At 70.6% G+C, this 15,776-nt stretch carries 13 protein-coding genes; 4 read left to right on the top strand and 9 right to left on the bottom strand.

Annotated features, from left to right (window positions below):
* Positions 1–4: 4 nt before the first annotated feature.
* Positions 5–943 carry an RNA polymerase subunit sigma-70 gene (locus tag QSK35_RS06675; protein ID WP_285743284.1) on the bottom strand — a complete coding sequence of 313 codons (939 nt, stop codon included), beginning with the start codon at positions 941–943 and terminating at the stop codon, positions 5–7.
* Positions 944–999: 56 nt separating this feature from the next.
* Here QSK35_RS06675 and QSK35_RS06680 point away from each other — a divergent pair, with 56 nt between their 5' ends.
* Complete coding sequence (locus QSK35_RS06680) at positions 1,000–1,785, top strand: alpha/beta fold hydrolase (RefSeq protein ID WP_285743286.1); 786 nt, start codon at positions 1,000–1,002, stop codon at positions 1,783–1,785.
* A gap of 127 nt (positions 1,786–1,912) precedes the next feature.
* Here QSK35_RS06680 and QSK35_RS06685 read toward each other — a convergent pair whose 3' ends face one another.
* The gene (locus QSK35_RS06685; RefSeq protein WP_285743288.1) at positions 1,913–2,740 is read right to left on the bottom strand and encodes a class II glutamine amidotransferase; all 828 of its coding nucleotides are present in this window, start codon (positions 2,738–2,740) and stop codon (positions 1,913–1,915) included.
* 187 nt (positions 2,741–2,927) lie between these two features.
* Here QSK35_RS06685 and QSK35_RS06690 point away from each other — a divergent pair, with 187 nt between their 5' ends.
* Entirely contained in the window at positions 2,928–3,245 is a 318-nt protein-coding gene (locus tag QSK35_RS06690) for a hypothetical protein (RefSeq protein WP_285743290.1), read from the top strand.
* On the opposite strand, the gene QSK35_RS06695 is transcribed toward QSK35_RS06690, so the two are convergent.
* Together QSK35_RS06695 and QSK35_RS06700 are read right to left on the bottom strand one after the other, a co-directional pair.
* Positions 3,238–3,843, bottom strand: coding sequence for a sensor histidine kinase (locus tag QSK35_RS06695; protein WP_285743292.1), 606 nt, complete (start codon positions 3,841–3,843; stop codon positions 3,238–3,240). The genes QSK35_RS06690 and QSK35_RS06695 overlap by 8 nt on opposite strands.
* 81 nt (positions 3,844–3,924) lie before the next feature.
* Positions 3,925–7,461, bottom strand: a complete 3,537-nt coding sequence (locus QSK35_RS06700) for a cytochrome P450 (protein ID WP_285743294.1) — start codon at positions 7,459–7,461, stop codon at positions 3,925–3,927.
* A gap of 113 nt (positions 7,462–7,574) precedes the next feature.
* Between QSK35_RS06700 and QSK35_RS06705 the strand changes: the two genes are divergently transcribed.
* Positions 7,575–8,105, top strand: a complete 531-nt coding sequence (locus tag QSK35_RS06705) for a sigma-70 family RNA polymerase sigma factor (RefSeq protein ID WP_285743296.1) — start codon at positions 7,575–7,577, stop codon at positions 8,103–8,105.
* Positions 8,106–8,171: 66 nt separating this feature from the next.
* Here QSK35_RS06705 and QSK35_RS06710 read toward each other — a convergent pair whose 3' ends face one another.
* From QSK35_RS06710 to QSK35_RS06725, 4 genes are all read right to left on the bottom strand, one after another.
* On the bottom strand, positions 8,172–9,068 hold the full coding sequence (locus QSK35_RS06710; RefSeq protein WP_285743298.1) for a hypothetical protein: 897 nt from the start codon (positions 9,066–9,068) through the stop codon (positions 8,172–8,174).
* Positions 9,069–9,111: 43 nt separating this feature from the next.
* The gene (locus QSK35_RS06715; protein WP_285743300.1) at positions 9,112–11,931 is read right to left on the bottom strand and encodes an ATP-binding protein; all 2,820 of its coding nucleotides are present in this window, start codon (positions 11,929–11,931) and stop codon (positions 9,112–9,114) included.
* A gap of 34 nt (positions 11,932–11,965) precedes the next feature.
* Positions 11,966–12,121 (bottom strand): hypothetical protein, encoded by a 156-nt coding sequence (locus tag QSK35_RS06720; RefSeq protein WP_285743301.1) that lies wholly within the window; start codon positions 12,119–12,121, stop codon positions 11,966–11,968.
* 78 nt (positions 12,122–12,199) lie between these two features.
* Entirely contained in the window at positions 12,200–12,802 is a 603-nt protein-coding gene (locus QSK35_RS06725; RefSeq protein WP_285743303.1) for a cadmium resistance transporter, read from the bottom strand.
* Positions 12,803–12,987: 185 nt separating this feature from the next.
* Between QSK35_RS06725 and QSK35_RS06730 the strand changes: the two genes are divergently transcribed.
* A complete protein-coding gene (locus QSK35_RS06730; RefSeq protein WP_285743305.1) occupies positions 12,988–14,007 on the top strand; it encodes a PQQ-dependent sugar dehydrogenase in 1,020 nt (339 codons plus the stop codon).
* Positions 14,008–14,062: 55 nt separating this feature from the next.
* Here QSK35_RS06730 and QSK35_RS06735 read toward each other — a convergent pair whose 3' ends face one another.
* Positions 14,063–15,598 (bottom strand): amino acid permease, encoded by a 1,536-nt coding sequence (locus QSK35_RS06735; protein WP_285743307.1) that lies wholly within the window; start codon positions 15,596–15,598, stop codon positions 14,063–14,065.
* Positions 15,599–15,776 lie beyond the last annotated feature (178 nt).

Below are 15,776 nucleotides of genomic sequence, written 5' to 3' on the forward strand. Positions count from 1 at the left end.
TTCGCTAGAGCGCCCCCGGCAGCCCCAGCAGGGTGAAGTGCTCCTCGCCGATGAACGACGTGATCTCGCAGATCCGGTCGTCCCGCAGGGTCAGCACGTTGATCGACCAGGCCAGGTACTCCTCGGCCCCGTCCCGCCGCAGATAGGCGGCCACCGCGGGCTGCCCGTTGGCCGAGACGAACCGATGCCGCCACGCCCCGCACGACGTCAGGGGCACGCGCACCGCGAAGTCCATCGCGGCGTCCAGCCCGGAGTACCACTCCGGCAACGGCGGCATCGACCACGTCACGTCCGACGCCAGCAGGGCCATGAGCGCGGAGGCGTCCCCGCGTTCCAGCGCGGAGGCGTACCCGGACACCACCTCCCGCAGCCGGGCGTCGTCGATCTTGCGCAACGTCTGCTGCTGCGACACCGAGGGCACCTTGGCAGCGATCACCTTGCGGGCACGGGCGATCGCCGAGTTGACCGACGTCGTGGAGGTGTCCATGACGGACGCGATCTCGGCGGCGGAGAAACCCAGCACCTCGAACAACACCAGGGCCGCGCGCTGGTTCGGCGGCAGGTGCTGCAGCGCGGCGACGAACGCCAGTTCCACCGACTCGCGCTGCTCGTAACTGTCGGACGGCGAGGTGGGGTACGGGCCCAGCCACGCAACTTCAGCGTCGTCGTCGAGGTCCATCGGCAGCACCCGGCGCCCGCGAACGGTGTCCAGGCAGGTGCGGGTGACTACGGTGTAGAGCCACGCGCGCAGTGAGCTACGGCCCTCGAACCGCGCGATGCCGCGCCACGCCCGCAGCAGCCCGTCCTGCAGGGCGTCGTCCGCGTCGTGGCTGGAGCCGAGCACGCGGTAGCAGTAGGCGTGCAGCTCCGGGCGCAGCGGCGCGACCAGCCGGCTGAACGCCGCGGAGTCGCCCGACCGGGCCAGCGCGAGATCTTCGCTCACGAGCGACGATTCTGCCCGACGCCGGGAGTCACAGGAGTAAGACCAAGGAGGAACACATGTACCACCAGACTCCCGACGCGAAGCTGTACTACGAGGTCAGGGGCTCCGGGCCGCTGATCGTGCTGGTCGGCGCGCCGATGGACGCCCAGTCGTTCGAGCCGCTCGCGGACGTGCTCGCAACCGACCACACAGTGCTCACCACCGACCCGCGCGGCATCAACCGCAGCATCGTCGACGACCGCGACCGGGACTCGACGCCGGAGCTGCGCGCCGACGACCTGGCCCGGCTGATCACGCACGTCGACGCGGGCCCCGCCGTGGTGCTCGGCTCCAGCGGCGGCGCGGTCAGCACGCTCGCGCTCGTGCAGCAGCGGCCCGACCTGGTGCACACCGCGATCGCGCACGAACCGCCGTTGAGCTCGCTGCTCGACGACCGAGCGGAGCTGCGGGCACAAAGCGAGGACATCATCGCCACCCACCTGTCCGGCGACGCGTTCGGCGCGGGCAAGAAGTTCCTGGCGCTGGCGAACATCCACCTGCCCGACGAGGTCGTCGAGCAGATCTTCGCCGGGGACCGCGACGAGCAGGCGATCGCGGACGCCGACTTCCAGCACGCGCACATGTTCATCCCGACCGCCTTCTGGGAGCCCGACCTCGACGCGCTGCGCAAGGCGCGCGTCATCGTCGGTATCGGTGAGGAGTCCGGCGGTCAGCTGTGTGAACGGACGTCGCAAGCGCTCGCGGACCGGCTGGGGATCGAGCCCACCCGGTTCCCCGGCGACCACATCGGGTTCGTCGGCGACCCGGAGGCGTTCGCGCGACGGCTGCGAGATGTGCTCTAAGTAGGCCGTGCGAGTCGGCATGCCGCCGGCGCTCACGCGAGTTGGGTCTTGAAGCGGAGCGAACGTGACGTTCACGGACAACTATGTCCCCAAACGTCACTTTCGCCGCGCACCACCACCGTGAGCTCTAAGCAGCGGGAGCGAACGGGCGCAGCTCCTGCAGACCGCCGTGCACGACGACGCACGTCGACTCGGGCACCTCTTCCCAGGCGCCGCGCAGGTCGCCGAGCGGTTCGGACACGACGAGCCGCGAGTCGTCCGAGAGGTCGTGCAGCTGGGGGTTGTCCGGATACTGCCGCCGCAGCGTCGAGACGTCGGTGCTGTGGAACAGGCTCCGCGACTTCCCCCGGCTCGAGTACCGGAACGCCCACGTGGTGGCGCCGTCGGTCGTCGCGACGGTCATCTGGATCGGGAACTGCACCCCGTTGCGGCGCCCGACCTCCTCGACGAACCCGACGGCGCGCGCGACCGCGGCGGGCGGGTCCTCGGTGAGGCCGAAGCCCACGGCGAGGAAGAACAGGATCTCGGAGTCCGTCGACCCCTCGATCAGCGTGTACAGCGAGGGGTCGACGGCCAGCGCCAGCTCGCGGCGTACCAGGGGGAACTTGGCGATCAGGCCGTTGTGCATCCACAACCAGTTGCGGTAGCGGAACGGGTGGCAGTTGGTCCGCTGCACCGCGGACCCGGTGGACGCGCGGATGTGCGCGAAGACCCGGTCGGCCGTGATCTGCGCGGACAGCTCGCGCAGGTTGCGGTCGTTCCACGCCGGCTCGGTGCTGAGGAACAGGCCTGGGATCTCGTTGGTGCCGTACCAGCCGAGGCCGAACCCGTCGCCGTTGACCGTGTCCACGCCCATGCGGGCGTGCTTGCTCTGCATGACGAGCGAATGCTCCGGCTTGTAGAGCAACTCGACCAGCCGGACCGGGGAACCGGAGTAGGCGAGCCACCGGCACATGGGGGGACCTCCTCAGCGCGATGGCACAGTGGAACACAGAGCCGTGCCCCGCGACGCCACCCGCGCCGGATGGGTTGGTTTGCGCCGACGCGGCCGTGTCGGGCACCATGGCCGACGTCGGTTCAGGTCCCCTGATGTGGTGATCTGCCTTGACAGCCCCGGATCCCGATCTCACGGAAGAACGTGCGTGACTGCTCCTCACCTTGTTCCACCCGACGGGCCCACCGTCCGTTTCGAGCGGCCGCACCGCGTCACGCGCCTGCGTGAGGACGACCGGCCGGCGGCTCCCGAGCCGCGGTCGGACCTGGCCGTCGTCGGGCCGCTCTCGGCGTTCGTGCTCGCGCTGACGATCTCGACGCTGGTGCTGGACAACCCCAACGCGCGCGTCACGGCCGCGGGTCTGGCGGCGCTCGCCATGATCGCCACGGTGCTCGTCATGTTCCGGGGCAAGCGGCCGAAGCCCGGCCGGCACGTGGCCGGCGACGACACCGTCCCGTTCAGGTAGGCAGGACCGCCCGCACCACCGAACCGGCGGGCGAGCTGATGATCACCAGGGTGCCGCCGAGCCGCGCCAGCCGGTCGCGCATCGACGAAAGTCCCATCCCCTCGGTCCCGCTGAAACCACAGCCGTCGTCGGCGACCTCGACCACGAGAGTCCCCGGCTGAGCTCCGAACCGGACTTCCACGGACCGCGCCGAAGCGTGCTTCACGCAGTTGTGCACGGCCTCCCGCACCACCCGGAACAGCTCGTCCTCGGTGGAATCGTCGAGGTCGAGCGGGGCCTGCGGTTCGATCACCCGCACGGCCGGGCCGCCGCGCCTGGCGACGGCCTCGGCGTGCTCGCGGATCGCCGCCACCAGCCCGGCCCGGCGCAGTCCGTCGGGCCGCAGCTGGAACAGCACCGACCGCATCTCGGCGTGCACCTCCTGGGCGAGGTCGCGCAGCAGCGCGATCCCGGTGCCGAGCGGGCCGTCGGGGGAACAGCCCTCCCGCGCCGCCGCCAGCTCGAGTGCGCGGGTGTGCATCGCCATCGAGAACAGCGACTGGCACACGGAGTCGTGCAGGTCGCGGGCAAGCCGTTCGCGTTCGTCCAGCACGGTCATCAGCCCACTCCGATCTTGCGGCGTTGATGCACCCAACTGTCGTCCGGGGGCGTTACGAAAACATCGGTAGCCCTACCGACTTCAGACCAGCAGGTGCAGCGACTCCAGGCCGCGCAACGCGGGATCCTGTCGGTATACCGGCGCCGGCTTGCCGGGGTTCAGCCGCAACCCCGGGAACCGCCGGGCGATCGTGCCGAACGCGATCTGCCCCTCGAGCCGCCCGAGCGCGGCCCCGATGCAGTAGTGGATGCCCGAGCCGAACGTCAGGTGCGTGACCGCCGAGGATCGGCGCAGGTCCAGCACGTCCGGGTCGGCGTACTGCGCCGGGTCGCGGTTCGCGGCCGCCAGCACCGGGAACAGCAGGTCACCCGCCTTGATCCGGCGACCGGCCAGGGTGAAGTCCTCGGTGGCGAGCTGCGCGGAGATGATGGCCGCCGGGCTGTCGTAGCGCAGCAGCTCGTCGGCCGCGGTCTCGGCGACCGACGGGTCCTCGCGCAGCAACGCGAACTGGCCTGGGTTGCGCAGCAGTGCCAGCAGGCCGTTGCCCAGGTAGTTCGCCGTGGTCTCCAGGCCCGCGTTGACCAGCGCGACGACGTTGTTGATCAGCTCGTCGTCGCCGGTCCACGTGCCGCGGGCACCGAAGAGGTCACCCTCCTCCACGCCGAGCAGGCCGGACAGCAGGTCGTCACCGGGCTTCGCCCGCCGTTCGTCGATCAGGTCGTACAGGTAGGCGACCAGCGAGTCCATCGCGGCGGACGACAGCCCGGCGACCTCGATCGGGTCGGCGCCGAACTGACCGGGTCCGAGCACGGCCATCACGTCGGTGGCCCAGCGGCTCAGCCGCGGCAGGTCCTCGCGCGGCAGGCCGACGAAGTCCACGATCACCCTGGCGGGCAACGGATACGCGAAGCCGGTCAGGAAGTCGCCGCCGCCCGCGCGTTCGAAGTCGTCGAGCAGCTCGTTCACTGTGGACTGGATGCGGTCGCGCCAGCCCTGGATGGCACGCGGGGTGAAGCTGCGGTTCATCAGCTGGCGCAGGCGCGTGTGCACCGGCCGGTTGGTGAACGGCAGCGACGAGTCCAGCCGCGCGACGAACGGGTTCATCGACTCGCGCACGTCCGCGGGCAGCCGCGCCAGCAGGGTGCCGGTCGTCGGACGGATCACCGTCGGCTTGCGCAGCACCTCGGTGACCTCGGCGTGCCGGGTGAGCACCCAGCCCTCCAGCGCCTCGTCGTAGTAGACGGGCGCCAGGTCGCGCAGCAGGTGGTAGAAGGGGTACGGGTCGGCGAGGAAGTCCGGGTTCATCGGGTTGATGTGGATCGACGCCTCGACGTTGAGCTGCGGCGGGGGCGGCGGCGCGGGGATCTTCTGCAACGTGGTGCGCAGTGCGTCGGCGAGCGACGTGAGCGCGGGCGGCACCAGTGCGTTGAAGTGGTCGCCGGGGACCTCGATGACCTCCAGCTCACCGACACCGACGTGCTCCCAGCCGTTGGCGGCGTCATCGAGGAAGAGCTCGATGTGGCGCTCTCCCTTGAGCACCTGGGGAAAGCCGCCGGCCGCCTTGATCAACGTGACGCGCAGGTCGCTGCGTGGCGGCTCGTACCGCACGATCGCCTCCACCTGCGCCTGGTAGACCCCCATGATGTTGGCGATGTGGTACTCCACCGGCAGGGTGCCGCTCGCGCCGAGGAACCGGCCGAGCTGCTCCCGTCGTTCGGCGGGGGTGAGCGTCTGGTCGACGCGGCGGCGGGGCGCGCCCTGGTCGCGGAACGCGTGCTGCCGGATCGTCCACAGCTCGTCGATCACGGCTTCCTCGTCCCACGGCGGCTCGCTCTGGCCGGGCACCGCGGGATAGGCGTCGATCATGATCACCCGGTCGACCTGCTCGCCGCGTTCGCGCAGCTGCCTGCCGACCTCGTAGGCCACGACGCCGCCGAACGAGTGCCCGCCGATGATGTACGGCCCGTACGGCTGGGTCAGCTTGATCTCGTCGATGTAGCGCTGCGCCAAGGTGGGCACGTCGTCCACCGGTTCCTCGGTGCCGTCGAAACCCGGTCCCTGCAGACCGTAGAACGGTTGCGCCTGCCCGAGCGCACGGGCCAGCGGCAGGAGGTAGTGGGCCGCGCCGACCGCGCCGCCGATGCAGAAGAACGGCCGCGGCGGCGTCAACGGCAGGGTCAGCGATGGCTGCTGCCGCGGAGGTTCGACGTCCTTCTGCGCCGCCAGATGTTCGGCGATCGCGTCCACTGTGGGCAGTTCGAGGAACAGCGTGTGCGGCACGCGGAACCCCAGCCAGTCCGACAGCGCGGCCTGCACCCCGGCCACCGCCAGCGACTCGAGCCCGAACGACGCCAGCGGCGCGTCGGAGCGGATCCAGTCCTCCGGCACGCGCAGCGCCTCGGCGATCTGTCTCACGAGCCAGCGGCGGATCTCTCTTGCGGTCTGCCTGCCGAACAACGCCCGGACGTAGGCGATGTTGCACTCGACGAGCTCGAACGCGGGCAGGCTGCCGACGTGGTACGTGCACCGCTCGCCCTGCATGGCCTCCAGCCGGTCCAGCACCCCGGACGCCAGCGCCTCGCTGCCGAAGTGCGGCATGAACCGCCACTGCCGCTGCAGATGCGTGGCCTCCACGCGGCCGCCCATCTCCGCGAAGTCCTCGCCGGGACCGTAGGAGTAGCAGGTGTAGACGTCGGTCTCCGGGTAGCGGTGGTGGAATGACACGCACTGTCCGGAATGCCCTCGCACCAACGAGAACGCGGACCGCGGCAGCCCGGTCGCGGTCGTGATCGTCGTGCGGTAGTCGAGGTAGCGCACCTGTGCCGCGAGCTCGAGCTCCGCCTCGGTGGCGTCGAGCGCGGGCAGGACCTGATCGATCGGCACGGTCAGCACGAGCCCGTCGAACCGCAGCTCGGTGCCGTCGACCCACACGCGCACCTCGTTGCCGGTACGCACGATCCGCTCGACTCGCACCCCGAGCCGCACGTCGCGCAGCTCGTCGGCGACGCGCTGCCACAGCGTGCCGAAGCCGCCTTTGACGGTGAACGCGCCCGCGTGCCCGAGCAGCTCCGGCGTGCTCGACAGCAGCCCGGTCAGCTCCGCGTACTTCACGAAGTACAGCGCGGGAATGTCCTGGCCGAGCAACCCGTATCCGGCCGCCGTGTACCCGGTGCCCAGTGACTCGGCGAGCCCGAACAGGGCGTGGTCGGCGAGCCACTCCGAGATCGGCGCGGCGAGCTCACGCGCCGAATGCGCCAGACCGGGTTCGCCGATGCGCGGGAACCGCGCGGCCCGCAGCCGGGCGTAGCGCTGGAAAACGTCCTGGCGCACCGAGCCGGGCGGTTCGGACTCGCCGGTCTCGGCATCGAACACGCGGTACGGCGTGATCGGCTCGGTCTCCAGGGCCAGTTCGGTGACCAGCTCGGCGAGGTTGACGTACGCCGTCGTGCACAGGTGCCCACCGAGGTCGTAGGCGTGGCCGTCGATGTCCACCGAGCCGCACTTGCCCGCGATCGTGTCGGCCGCCTCCAGCACGACGACGTCGTGCCCGGTGCGCTCCAGTTCGCGAGCGGCGGTCAGTCCGCTCACGCCCGCGCCGATGACGCAGAACTTCTTCATGTGGTGGCTCCTCGCGGTCGGCTGACACCAGGAACCGTCTCGCGCGCCCGCTTACCGAACATCCGTGTTGTTACCGATGTTTCGTCTCGCGACCGGCCCGAACCTATGGGGCCATGAACCTGGACAACGGCACTGTGGCCGAGCTCTACCGCATGCACGGGCAAGCGCTGCTGTCGTACCTGCGCCGCCGTGCGATCGTCGACTCGCACCTGGCAGAGGACATCGTGCAGGAGACCTTCCTGCGTGCCTGGCGCAATCCGGCCGTGGTGAAGAACAAGCCGGAGGCGTACCGGGCGTGGCTGATGACCGTCGCGCGCAACCTCCTCATCGACGCGCTGCGCCACCGGGCCAGACACCCGCGTGAGACCGGCGACGGTGAGCTCACCGGGATTCCGCTGCCCGGCACCGACATCCAGCGGTCCACCGACGCGCTCTCGTTGCGGCAGGCGATCCGTAACCTGACGCCGCGGCAGCGTGAGGTGATCGCCGAGATCTTCATCATGCAGCGCACGCATCCCGAGGTGGCCGAGGTGCTCGGTATCCCGCTCGGCACCGTGAAGTCACGGGCGAGCGGTGCGTTGTGCGCGCTGCGCCGGGAACTGGCCGCGCTGCGCCCCGAGGACCAGTTAGAGCTGGCCGGCTGAGCGCACCACGCGCCGTGAGCGGCGCGGTGCCGCGCTGCGCAGGGAGCTGACCGCGCCGCGGCCCGGCTACTTCTCTCCGGCCGAGCGCACCACCGCCGCCAGCGCCCGGTACTCGGCCACACTGTCGATCTTCCCCACCTCGAACCCGCGCGACCGCGCGTGGTCGAGCAGCGGACCGTGCGGCGCCACCCCGTGCCGCACCAGGTATCCGGCGTACCCGGCAGGCCACACCCACATCCCGTCGGTCCGCCACCCGTCCGGCAGATCCACTCCGGACTCCAGAAACCGCCGCAGCAGCGTCCGCACGAGCCCATCCACCTGCTCAGCCGAACACAACGCCGAGAGCGGCGGCGCAATCAGCGGCACGTCACGAACACCATCGGTCCACAGCAACGCGGCACCCATCCGAGCCCGGTAGTGGTACTCGGGCACGCGTACCCCGGCGCGCAGCACCTCGAGCAGCGCGTCACCCCCGACGACCGCGCGCAACCGCCGCCACGCGGCCATCGGATCCGCCACCGTCTCCGCCAGGTAGAGCTTGGTGCGCCACTCGTCGAGCCCGAGCGGAACGCGCCAGGTCCGCCACACTCCGCGCAATCCCGGCACGTCCCCGGCCAGCGTAACCACGGCCCGGTCAAGCGAATCACACCACGCATCGGCCAACTCGGGATCGGCCACCAGATCCAGCGGCCCGTCGACGAACGAGTAAGGCGGCACCGGCGTGCGAGGAAAGACGAGCATCGCGACGTCCTCCGCGGGCGCCCCGGCGGCGGCGAACAGGGTCAGAGCGACGTCGTAGCAGTCGGGCGGCACGGTGCAGCCGAACGCGGCCCGGCTGAACCGGACCAGTCTGCCCACCTCGGCCAGGTCACCGTCGGCGAGCCGGTCGCGGGCTCGCTCCAGCAGGTCGTCGGGCACCTGGCCCGCGAGGTGGGCGAGGAGCTCGGCCGCGGTGAGGTTCACGCGGACACGGTCCCCTGCCATGCGAGGCACAACATCGGTGAGATTACCGATGTTCGGCGACCGCCAGCTTCGCCACGTCGACCCGGCTGCGCAGGCCGAGCTTGGCCAGGATGTGCGACACGTGGGTGTCGACGGTGCGCCGGGACAGGAACAGCTGCTCGGCGATCATCCGGTTCGACCGCCCCTCGGCCACCAGGTGCGCGACCCTCGTCTCGGTGGCGGTCAGGCTCTGCCAGCCCGACGCCGGGCGGTTGCGCGGCTCCCGTGCGCCGGTACGCAGGCCGTGTTCGCGGAACGCCGCGCGCACGCGTTGCAGATCCCACACGGCGCCGAGCGACTCGTATCCCTCCAGCGCCACGGCCATCGCCCGCCGGGCCTGCTTCTGCTCACCCCGTGCGGCCCAGGCCAGGCCCGCGGACTCCCAGGCCTCCGCGGCACACGGCACCAGGCCGCGTTCGGCGTACGCCTCCGCCACGGACGCGAGCAGCTCGGGATCGTTGTCCAACAGCCCGCGGCAGTGGGGTACCAGCATGGACCGCACGCTCTCGGCCGCGTGCCCCATGCCGAACGCCGCCAGCTTCTCCGCGTCGGCGCGCCGGCCGCACTCCAGGGCGAGCCGCACCCCGTGTGCCGTCGGCATGTAGGCCGTCTGCCACAGGCCGCCCTCGACGGCGGCCAGGACCAGGTCGACCGCCGCGTCCCGGTCACCGGAGTGCTCCAGCACGAAGGACCGCACGATGACCGTCCACTCGGTCCGGTTGCTGCCCTGCGTCGACGTCCAGCGGGCCTTGCCCAGGATCTCGTCCACGGCCTCCAGGTACTGCTCGGCGGCGCGGACGTCGTCGCGGTGCAGCGCGGCCACCGCCGCGCGCTCGAAGCAGGCCGAGTAGGCCGGTTCGGGGGTCGCGGCGGCCACTTCGGACAGCATGTCGGTCCAGCCGCCGCTGTCGAACAGGCGCATCACGTCGCTGACCACGCACTGCTGGAGCCTGCGCTCGTTGCCCGTGCGTTCGGCGAGAGCGCGCAGGCGCACGGTCGTCGACCGCGCCTCGTCCCACCGGCACAGGGTCAGCAGCGCCAGCGAGCGGTCCGCCAGCAGCGACATGTACACGTCGAGCAGCTCCGGGTCGTCCACGACCAGCGCGAGCCCCTCGTCGCTATGGCGGAGCATGTCCTCGACCCGGCCCCGGTTGTACCCCGCCATCGCCAGCGTGTGGCACGCCGTCGCCGCGGCCCACGGGTCCGCGAGCCGCTGGGCCTGGGCCAGCGCCTCCTCGGCCAGCTCCGGCACACCGTCGCGGCGGTCGGAGAACGCGAGGTGGACCATGCCGCGCAGCACGAGGAGCCGCAGGCGTTGCTGTGGCGTCCAGTCCGGCTCGGAGTCGAGGCGGTCGAGCATCTCGAGCGCGTCGTGCGGCCGCCCGGCCACCTGCGCGCTGTCGATGATCGTCGTGCCGAGCTTGAGTCTCGTGTCGGCGTCCGCCTGCTGTGCGGCGTCCAGCGTCTGCCGGGCCAGCCGTTCGGCCTCCACTGGATCCCCGCCGCGCAGCAGGGCCGACACGAGCGGCGTCGCGATCCGCGCACGCCGGGCGTCGCTGAGCGGCAGCCGCCGCATCGCCCGCGTGAACAACGTTCGCGCCACGGCCGCGGACTGGTTGGCCAGTCCTTCGCCCTCGGCCACCAGCCAGTCGATCAGCCAGTCCGATGTGGACAGTTCACCGCCCAGTTCGACCGCGGCGAGCAGCTGCCGCGCCACCGTCGCCGGCGCCTGCCCGGCCTTGGCCAGCGCCCGGCCGACCTCCTGGTGCCACGCCGCGCGCACGCTGCCCGCCACCTGGTCGCACAACACGTCGCGCAGCAACGGATGCCGGAACTTCAGGCCCGTCTTCGTGGTGGCCAGCAGTCCGGCCGACTCCGCGCGGTCGAGCATGCCCGCCAGCTCCGCGACGGGCCGGCTCGACGCCACCGACAAGTCGGTGACGGTGAACTCGACGCCCAGCAGCGCCGCCATCCGCAACAGGTCGCGCACGTCGGGCGGCACGGAGTCGAACCGGGCCGAGATCACCGAGGTCAGCGAATCCGGGCGTTGACCGGACTCGACCTCCACCGTGCTGTGGCCGGACAGCGCTCCGTCGCGCATCAGCGCCCCGGCCAACTCGGTGAGGTACAAGGGATTGCCGCCCGCGGCGGAGACGAGCGCGGTCAACCGGTCGCCGGGCGTGCCGCCCACCAGTCCGGCGACCAGCTCGACGGAGTCCTGTGGCGACAACGGTTCCAGCTCGGCGAGCACACCCCGGCCAATCGCGGCCAGCTGCCCCGCCCGCCGCACGAGCGCACCGAGATCGGCCCGGTCCCCCGCCGGCCGCATCGACCCCACCACGAGCAGCGGCGACTGCTCGGCCAGCCGAGTGAGCCGGTTCCACAGCCGCACCGACGCCTCGTCCGCCCAGTGCAGGTCGTCGAACACCAGCACCACCGGCGTCCGCGTGCACAGCTCGTCGACCCAGCCGACGAGGATCTCCGACGCGGCGAGTGCCGGGTCCGAGATGCCCGCACCGCCGCGCAGCACCGCGTTGAGCTCCGCCTTGTGCGGGCCGGTGACCGCCTCGGCGAACGGCAGCAGCGGGAACACCTGGCTCAGTTCGTCGCCGGAGATCCAGATGACGCGATGGTCGCGGTCGCTCGCCCTGAACACCGCCCGCAGCAACGCGGACTTGCCCGCGCCCGCGTCGCCGACCGTGAGAGCGATGCCACCCTGACCTCGGGTAAGCGCTCCCACGAGTGACCGCAAGGCGGCGACCTCCGCGCGGCGCCCCACCAGCGACGGTGCGGCGCCGCCGCCAAGGTGATGAACGCTCGGCATGGGCGCAGCGTAGCCGGGTGCGTCGACGGCCGAACTACTGCGGTGCCTGACCTGCGGTAACACGGTGGGCCTCGGCGAGGTCGGTGAGCACCTCCACCTCCAGGTGGCGGTTCTGCAGCACCCGCGTGAGCTCCAGCGCCTCCTCGTGCACCGCGACTGCCCCTTCGGATCGGCCACAGGAGACCAGCACCCGCCCCAACGGGTCAGCGCTTGCGCCAACGTTGTCGCGGCGCAGCCGCGTCCAAAGCTCACTCCCCCGAACGCAGGGTCACAGGCCGAAAGCGCCGCCCTCGATCAGGATGACCAGGCCGATACCGATCAGCACGACCGGCAGGATCACGTGCCCCCAGCGCGACAGCACGGTCGCGACCGCAGGCCGGCCGGCCAGGAACCAGCCGATCGCGCACCACAGTGCGACACCGATCAGGAACACCACGACATAGCCGATCATGCCGGTGACCCCGACGACGGCGAATACGGGCACGTAGACGCCGATGTTGTCCCCGCCGTTGGCGAACGTCACGGCCGCGACCTGAAGGATCCCCACGCCCTGCTCGCCCACGACCTCGTCGTTCTCACCGTCACCGGCGCGGTGCGACCTCCACGTCCGCCACGCCGCCCGCAATCCCAGCGCCAGCGGCAGCAACCCCAGATACGGGATCACCGATTCCGGCAGCAGTCCCGCCCCCAGCGCACCGGCCACCGACGCCACCAGGATCGCGCCGAACCCGAGGTACTGGCCGATCACCACCCGCAGCGCGGCGGCGCGGGTGCCACCGGCCTGGCCGAAGAACACGGCCAGCACCAGCATGTCGTCGATGTTGGTCACCGCGAACATGCCCACGGCCTGCCCCAGCAGCCCCAGCTCCACCAGCGCCGGTCCTCTCCGATGACGATCACTCGCTCAGCGCCGCTGAACCTACCTTGCCGAGAGGACACGGCCTTCCGGTCCCGATTCCCTACCGAGGAGGGTGTTGGCCTGGGACCGCCAGTGCTTACGTGAACCCTGCAGACCGCCGCCCGCCGCCGAAGCCCAATTCGAGGAGGGCATATGTCATGGGATTACGTAACGGCCTGGTGATCGGGGCCGCGCTCGTCACCGCCCTGTCATCGGCACCCGGTGTGGCGACCGCAGCCGAGCGCGACGTGGCGACGAACGTCGTCGTGCCGTGGGACATCGCATTCCTGCCCGATCGTTCCGCGCTGGTCACCGAACGCATGTCCGCGCGCGTACTGTCCATCAAGGACGGTGTGACGCGCGAGGTGGCCCGCATTCCCGGTGTGACACCGGCGGGCGAAGGCGGCCTGCTGGGCATCGCCGTCTCGCCGAACTACGCCACCGACAGGTACGTCTTCGTCTACTACACGTCCCCTTCGGACAATCGCATCGCCCGGTTCCGCATCGGCGAGGCACCGCAGCCGATCGTGACCGGGATCCCGCGCGGCCAGCAGATCCACAACGGCGGCGGGCTGTCGTTCGGGCCGGACGGCCTGCTGTACGCCGGCACCGGCGACGCGGGCAACGGGTCCAACGCGCAGAACCCGAACTCGCTGGGCGGCAAGATCCTGCGCATGACGCCGGAAGGACGCCCGGCGCCGAACAACCCGACAGGATCGCTGGTCTACACACTGGGCCACCGCAACGTGCAGGGACTCGCGTGGGACGGCCAGGGCCGGATGTTCGCGGCCGAACTAGGCCAGAGCCGGCTCGACGAGCTGAACCGCATCCAGCCGGGCGGCAACTACGGCTGGCCCAACTGTGAAGGCCCCTGCAACGACCCCAGGTTCGTCAACCCCCTGCTGACCTGGTCCACGGCCCAGGCCTCGCCCAGCGGCCTGGCCTTCCGCAACGGCAACCTGTACATGGCGGCCCTGCGCGGTGCACGACTCTGGAAGATCCCGGTCAACGCCAACGGCAGCGTCGGCCAGCCGCAGGCGCTGTTCTCCGGGCGCTACGGCCGGTTGCGCGCCGCGGCGGCCGCACCGGACGGCACGCTGTGGTTCTCGACGTCGAACCGCGACGGCCGCGGCACGCCGAACCCCGGTGACGACCGCATCGTCAGCACGACCAGCTGAACCACCGTCAAGGCCACCTTCACTGCATTCAGCGCAGTGAAGGTGGCCTTAACGGTCAGATCGACTCCAGATCCCGTTCGATCGCAGCCAGTTCCTCCGGCGTGCCCTGCACCTTGGGGCCCTTGAACCACTTCCGGGCCGAGGCGAACCACCAGATGCCCGCGAACCCCAGCACCACGAGCACCGCGATGGGCGTGTAGTTGAAGTTCTTCGCCGTCACCGGACTCGCCTGCGGCAGCATGAACAGCACGCTGATGAAGATCACCCACACCACCGCGATCCAACCGACGAGCGTGCTCCACCGGCCGAGGTGCCACGGCCCGCGCTGGAAGCGGTCACCCTGCAGCAGCCGCAGGAACGTCGGCAGCACGTAGGCGATGTAGAGCCCGATCACCGCGATCGACGTGACCGCCGCGTACGCCGTGGCGTTCCACAGGTACGGCAGGCCGAGCACGAACGCGCCGCCCGCGGCCAGCCAGATCGCGTTGGTGGGCGTACGGGTGCGCTTGTTGATCGCGTGCCAGAACCCCGACGCGGGCAGCGCGCCGTCCCGCGAGAACGCGTAGATCATCCGGGAGTTCGCCGTCACCGACGACATGCCGCAGAACAGCTGCGCGCCGATCGCGATGAGCAGCAACAGCTTTCCGCCCGTCAGGCCGAGCGCGTCGATGAAGATCTGCGCCGGCGGCACGCCGGTCGAGCTGCCCACCGCGCCGTCGTAGTCCTTGATGGCGAACGTGATGCCGACCAGCAGCACCCAGCCCGCGATCAACGAGACCACAATGGACATCACGATGCCGCGCGGCCCGCTGCGGGCGGCGTCGTGCGTCTCCTCGGTCATGTGCGCCGAGGCGTCGTAGCCGGTGAACGTGTACTGCGCGAGCAGCAGGCCGAGCAGGGCGACGTAGAACGTCGAGGACCAGCCGGTGTTGTTGACGAACGTCGTGAAGACGTAGTCGGCGGACTGGTGCTCGCTGGGCAGGATCGCCAGCGCGCCGACGATGACGAGCACGCCGATGACGTGCCACCACACGCTGATGTCGTTGAGCCGGGCCACCAGTTTGACGCCGAAGGTGTTCAGCAGCCCGTGCACCAGCAGCACAACACCGAAGATCAGGATCGTGTGCCCCGGCGTGGCGGTGTAGCCGAACTGCAGGTCCAGGAAGGCGTTGATGAAGAAGGCGGCACCGAAGTCGATGCCCGCGGTCACCGCGACCTGGCCGAGGAAGTTGAACCAGCCGGTGAACCACGACCACGCGGCGCCGTTGCTCGGCGCGAGCTTGGCGGCCCAGTAGTACAGCCCGCCGGCGGTCGGGAAGCTGGAGCACACCTCGGCCATGGCGAGCCCGACGAGCAGCGTCATCAGGCCGACGAACGGCCAGCCCCACACGATCAGCGCCGGGCCGCCCGTGTTCATCCCGAACCCGTACAGGGTGAGGCACCCCGACAGGATCGAGATGATCGTGAACGACACGGCGAAGTTGGAGAACCCGGACATGGTCCGGGACAGTTCCTGGGCGTAGCCCAGCTCGTGCAGGCGTTTCTCGTCGGCGGACAGGGGTGCCGCCGAACGGTCTACCGCATCGCTCATGCGTCCTCCTCAATGGGCCGGAACTGAACCATTGAGCTCGCCGTCGCATGGGCGTGTCAAGGGCGCGATCGACGATCGTTACAGCAGCGCGCCGATGAACGCGTCCGCGAGGAAGTCACGGAACCGCTCGACGCTCCACTTCTGACGAGTCACCATCAGCTCGTAGCGGGCCGGGTCG

The sequence above is a fragment of the Lentzea sp. NBRC 105346 genome, assembly GCF_030269605.1.
Classification (GTDB): domain Bacteria; phylum Actinomycetota; class Actinomycetes; order Mycobacteriales; family Pseudonocardiaceae; genus Lentzea.

Bases quoted from the DNA above. Each gene is read 5' to 3' on its own strand.
- QSK35_RS06680 (WP_285743286.1), top strand. From the start codon at position 1,000: ATGTACCACCAGACTCCCGACGCGAAGCTGTACTACGAGGTCAGGGGC.
- QSK35_RS06685 (WP_285743288.1), bottom strand. From the start codon at position 2,740: ATGTGCCGGTGGCTCGCCTACTCCGGTTCCCCGGTCCGGCTGGTCGAG.
- QSK35_RS06695 (WP_285743292.1), bottom strand. From the start codon at position 3,843: ATGACCGTGCTGGACGAACGCGAACGGCTTGCCCGCGACCTGCACGAC.
- QSK35_RS06700 (WP_285743294.1), bottom strand. From the start codon at position 7,461: ATGAAGAAGTTCTGCGTCATCGGCGCGGGCGTGAGCGGACTGACCGCC.
- QSK35_RS06705 (WP_285743296.1), top strand. From the start codon at position 7,575: ATGAACCTGGACAACGGCACTGTGGCCGAGCTCTACCGCATGCACGGG.
- QSK35_RS06715 (WP_285743300.1), bottom strand. From the start codon at position 11,931: ATGCCGAGCGTTCATCACCTTGGCGGCGGCGCCGCACCGTCGCTGGTG.
- QSK35_RS06730 (WP_285743305.1), top strand. From the start codon at position 12,988: ATGGGATTACGTAACGGCCTGGTGATCGGGGCCGCGCTCGTCACCGCC.
- QSK35_RS06735 (WP_285743307.1), bottom strand. From the start codon at position 15,598: ATGAGCGATGCGGTAGACCGTTCGGCGGCACCCCTGTCCGCCGACGAG.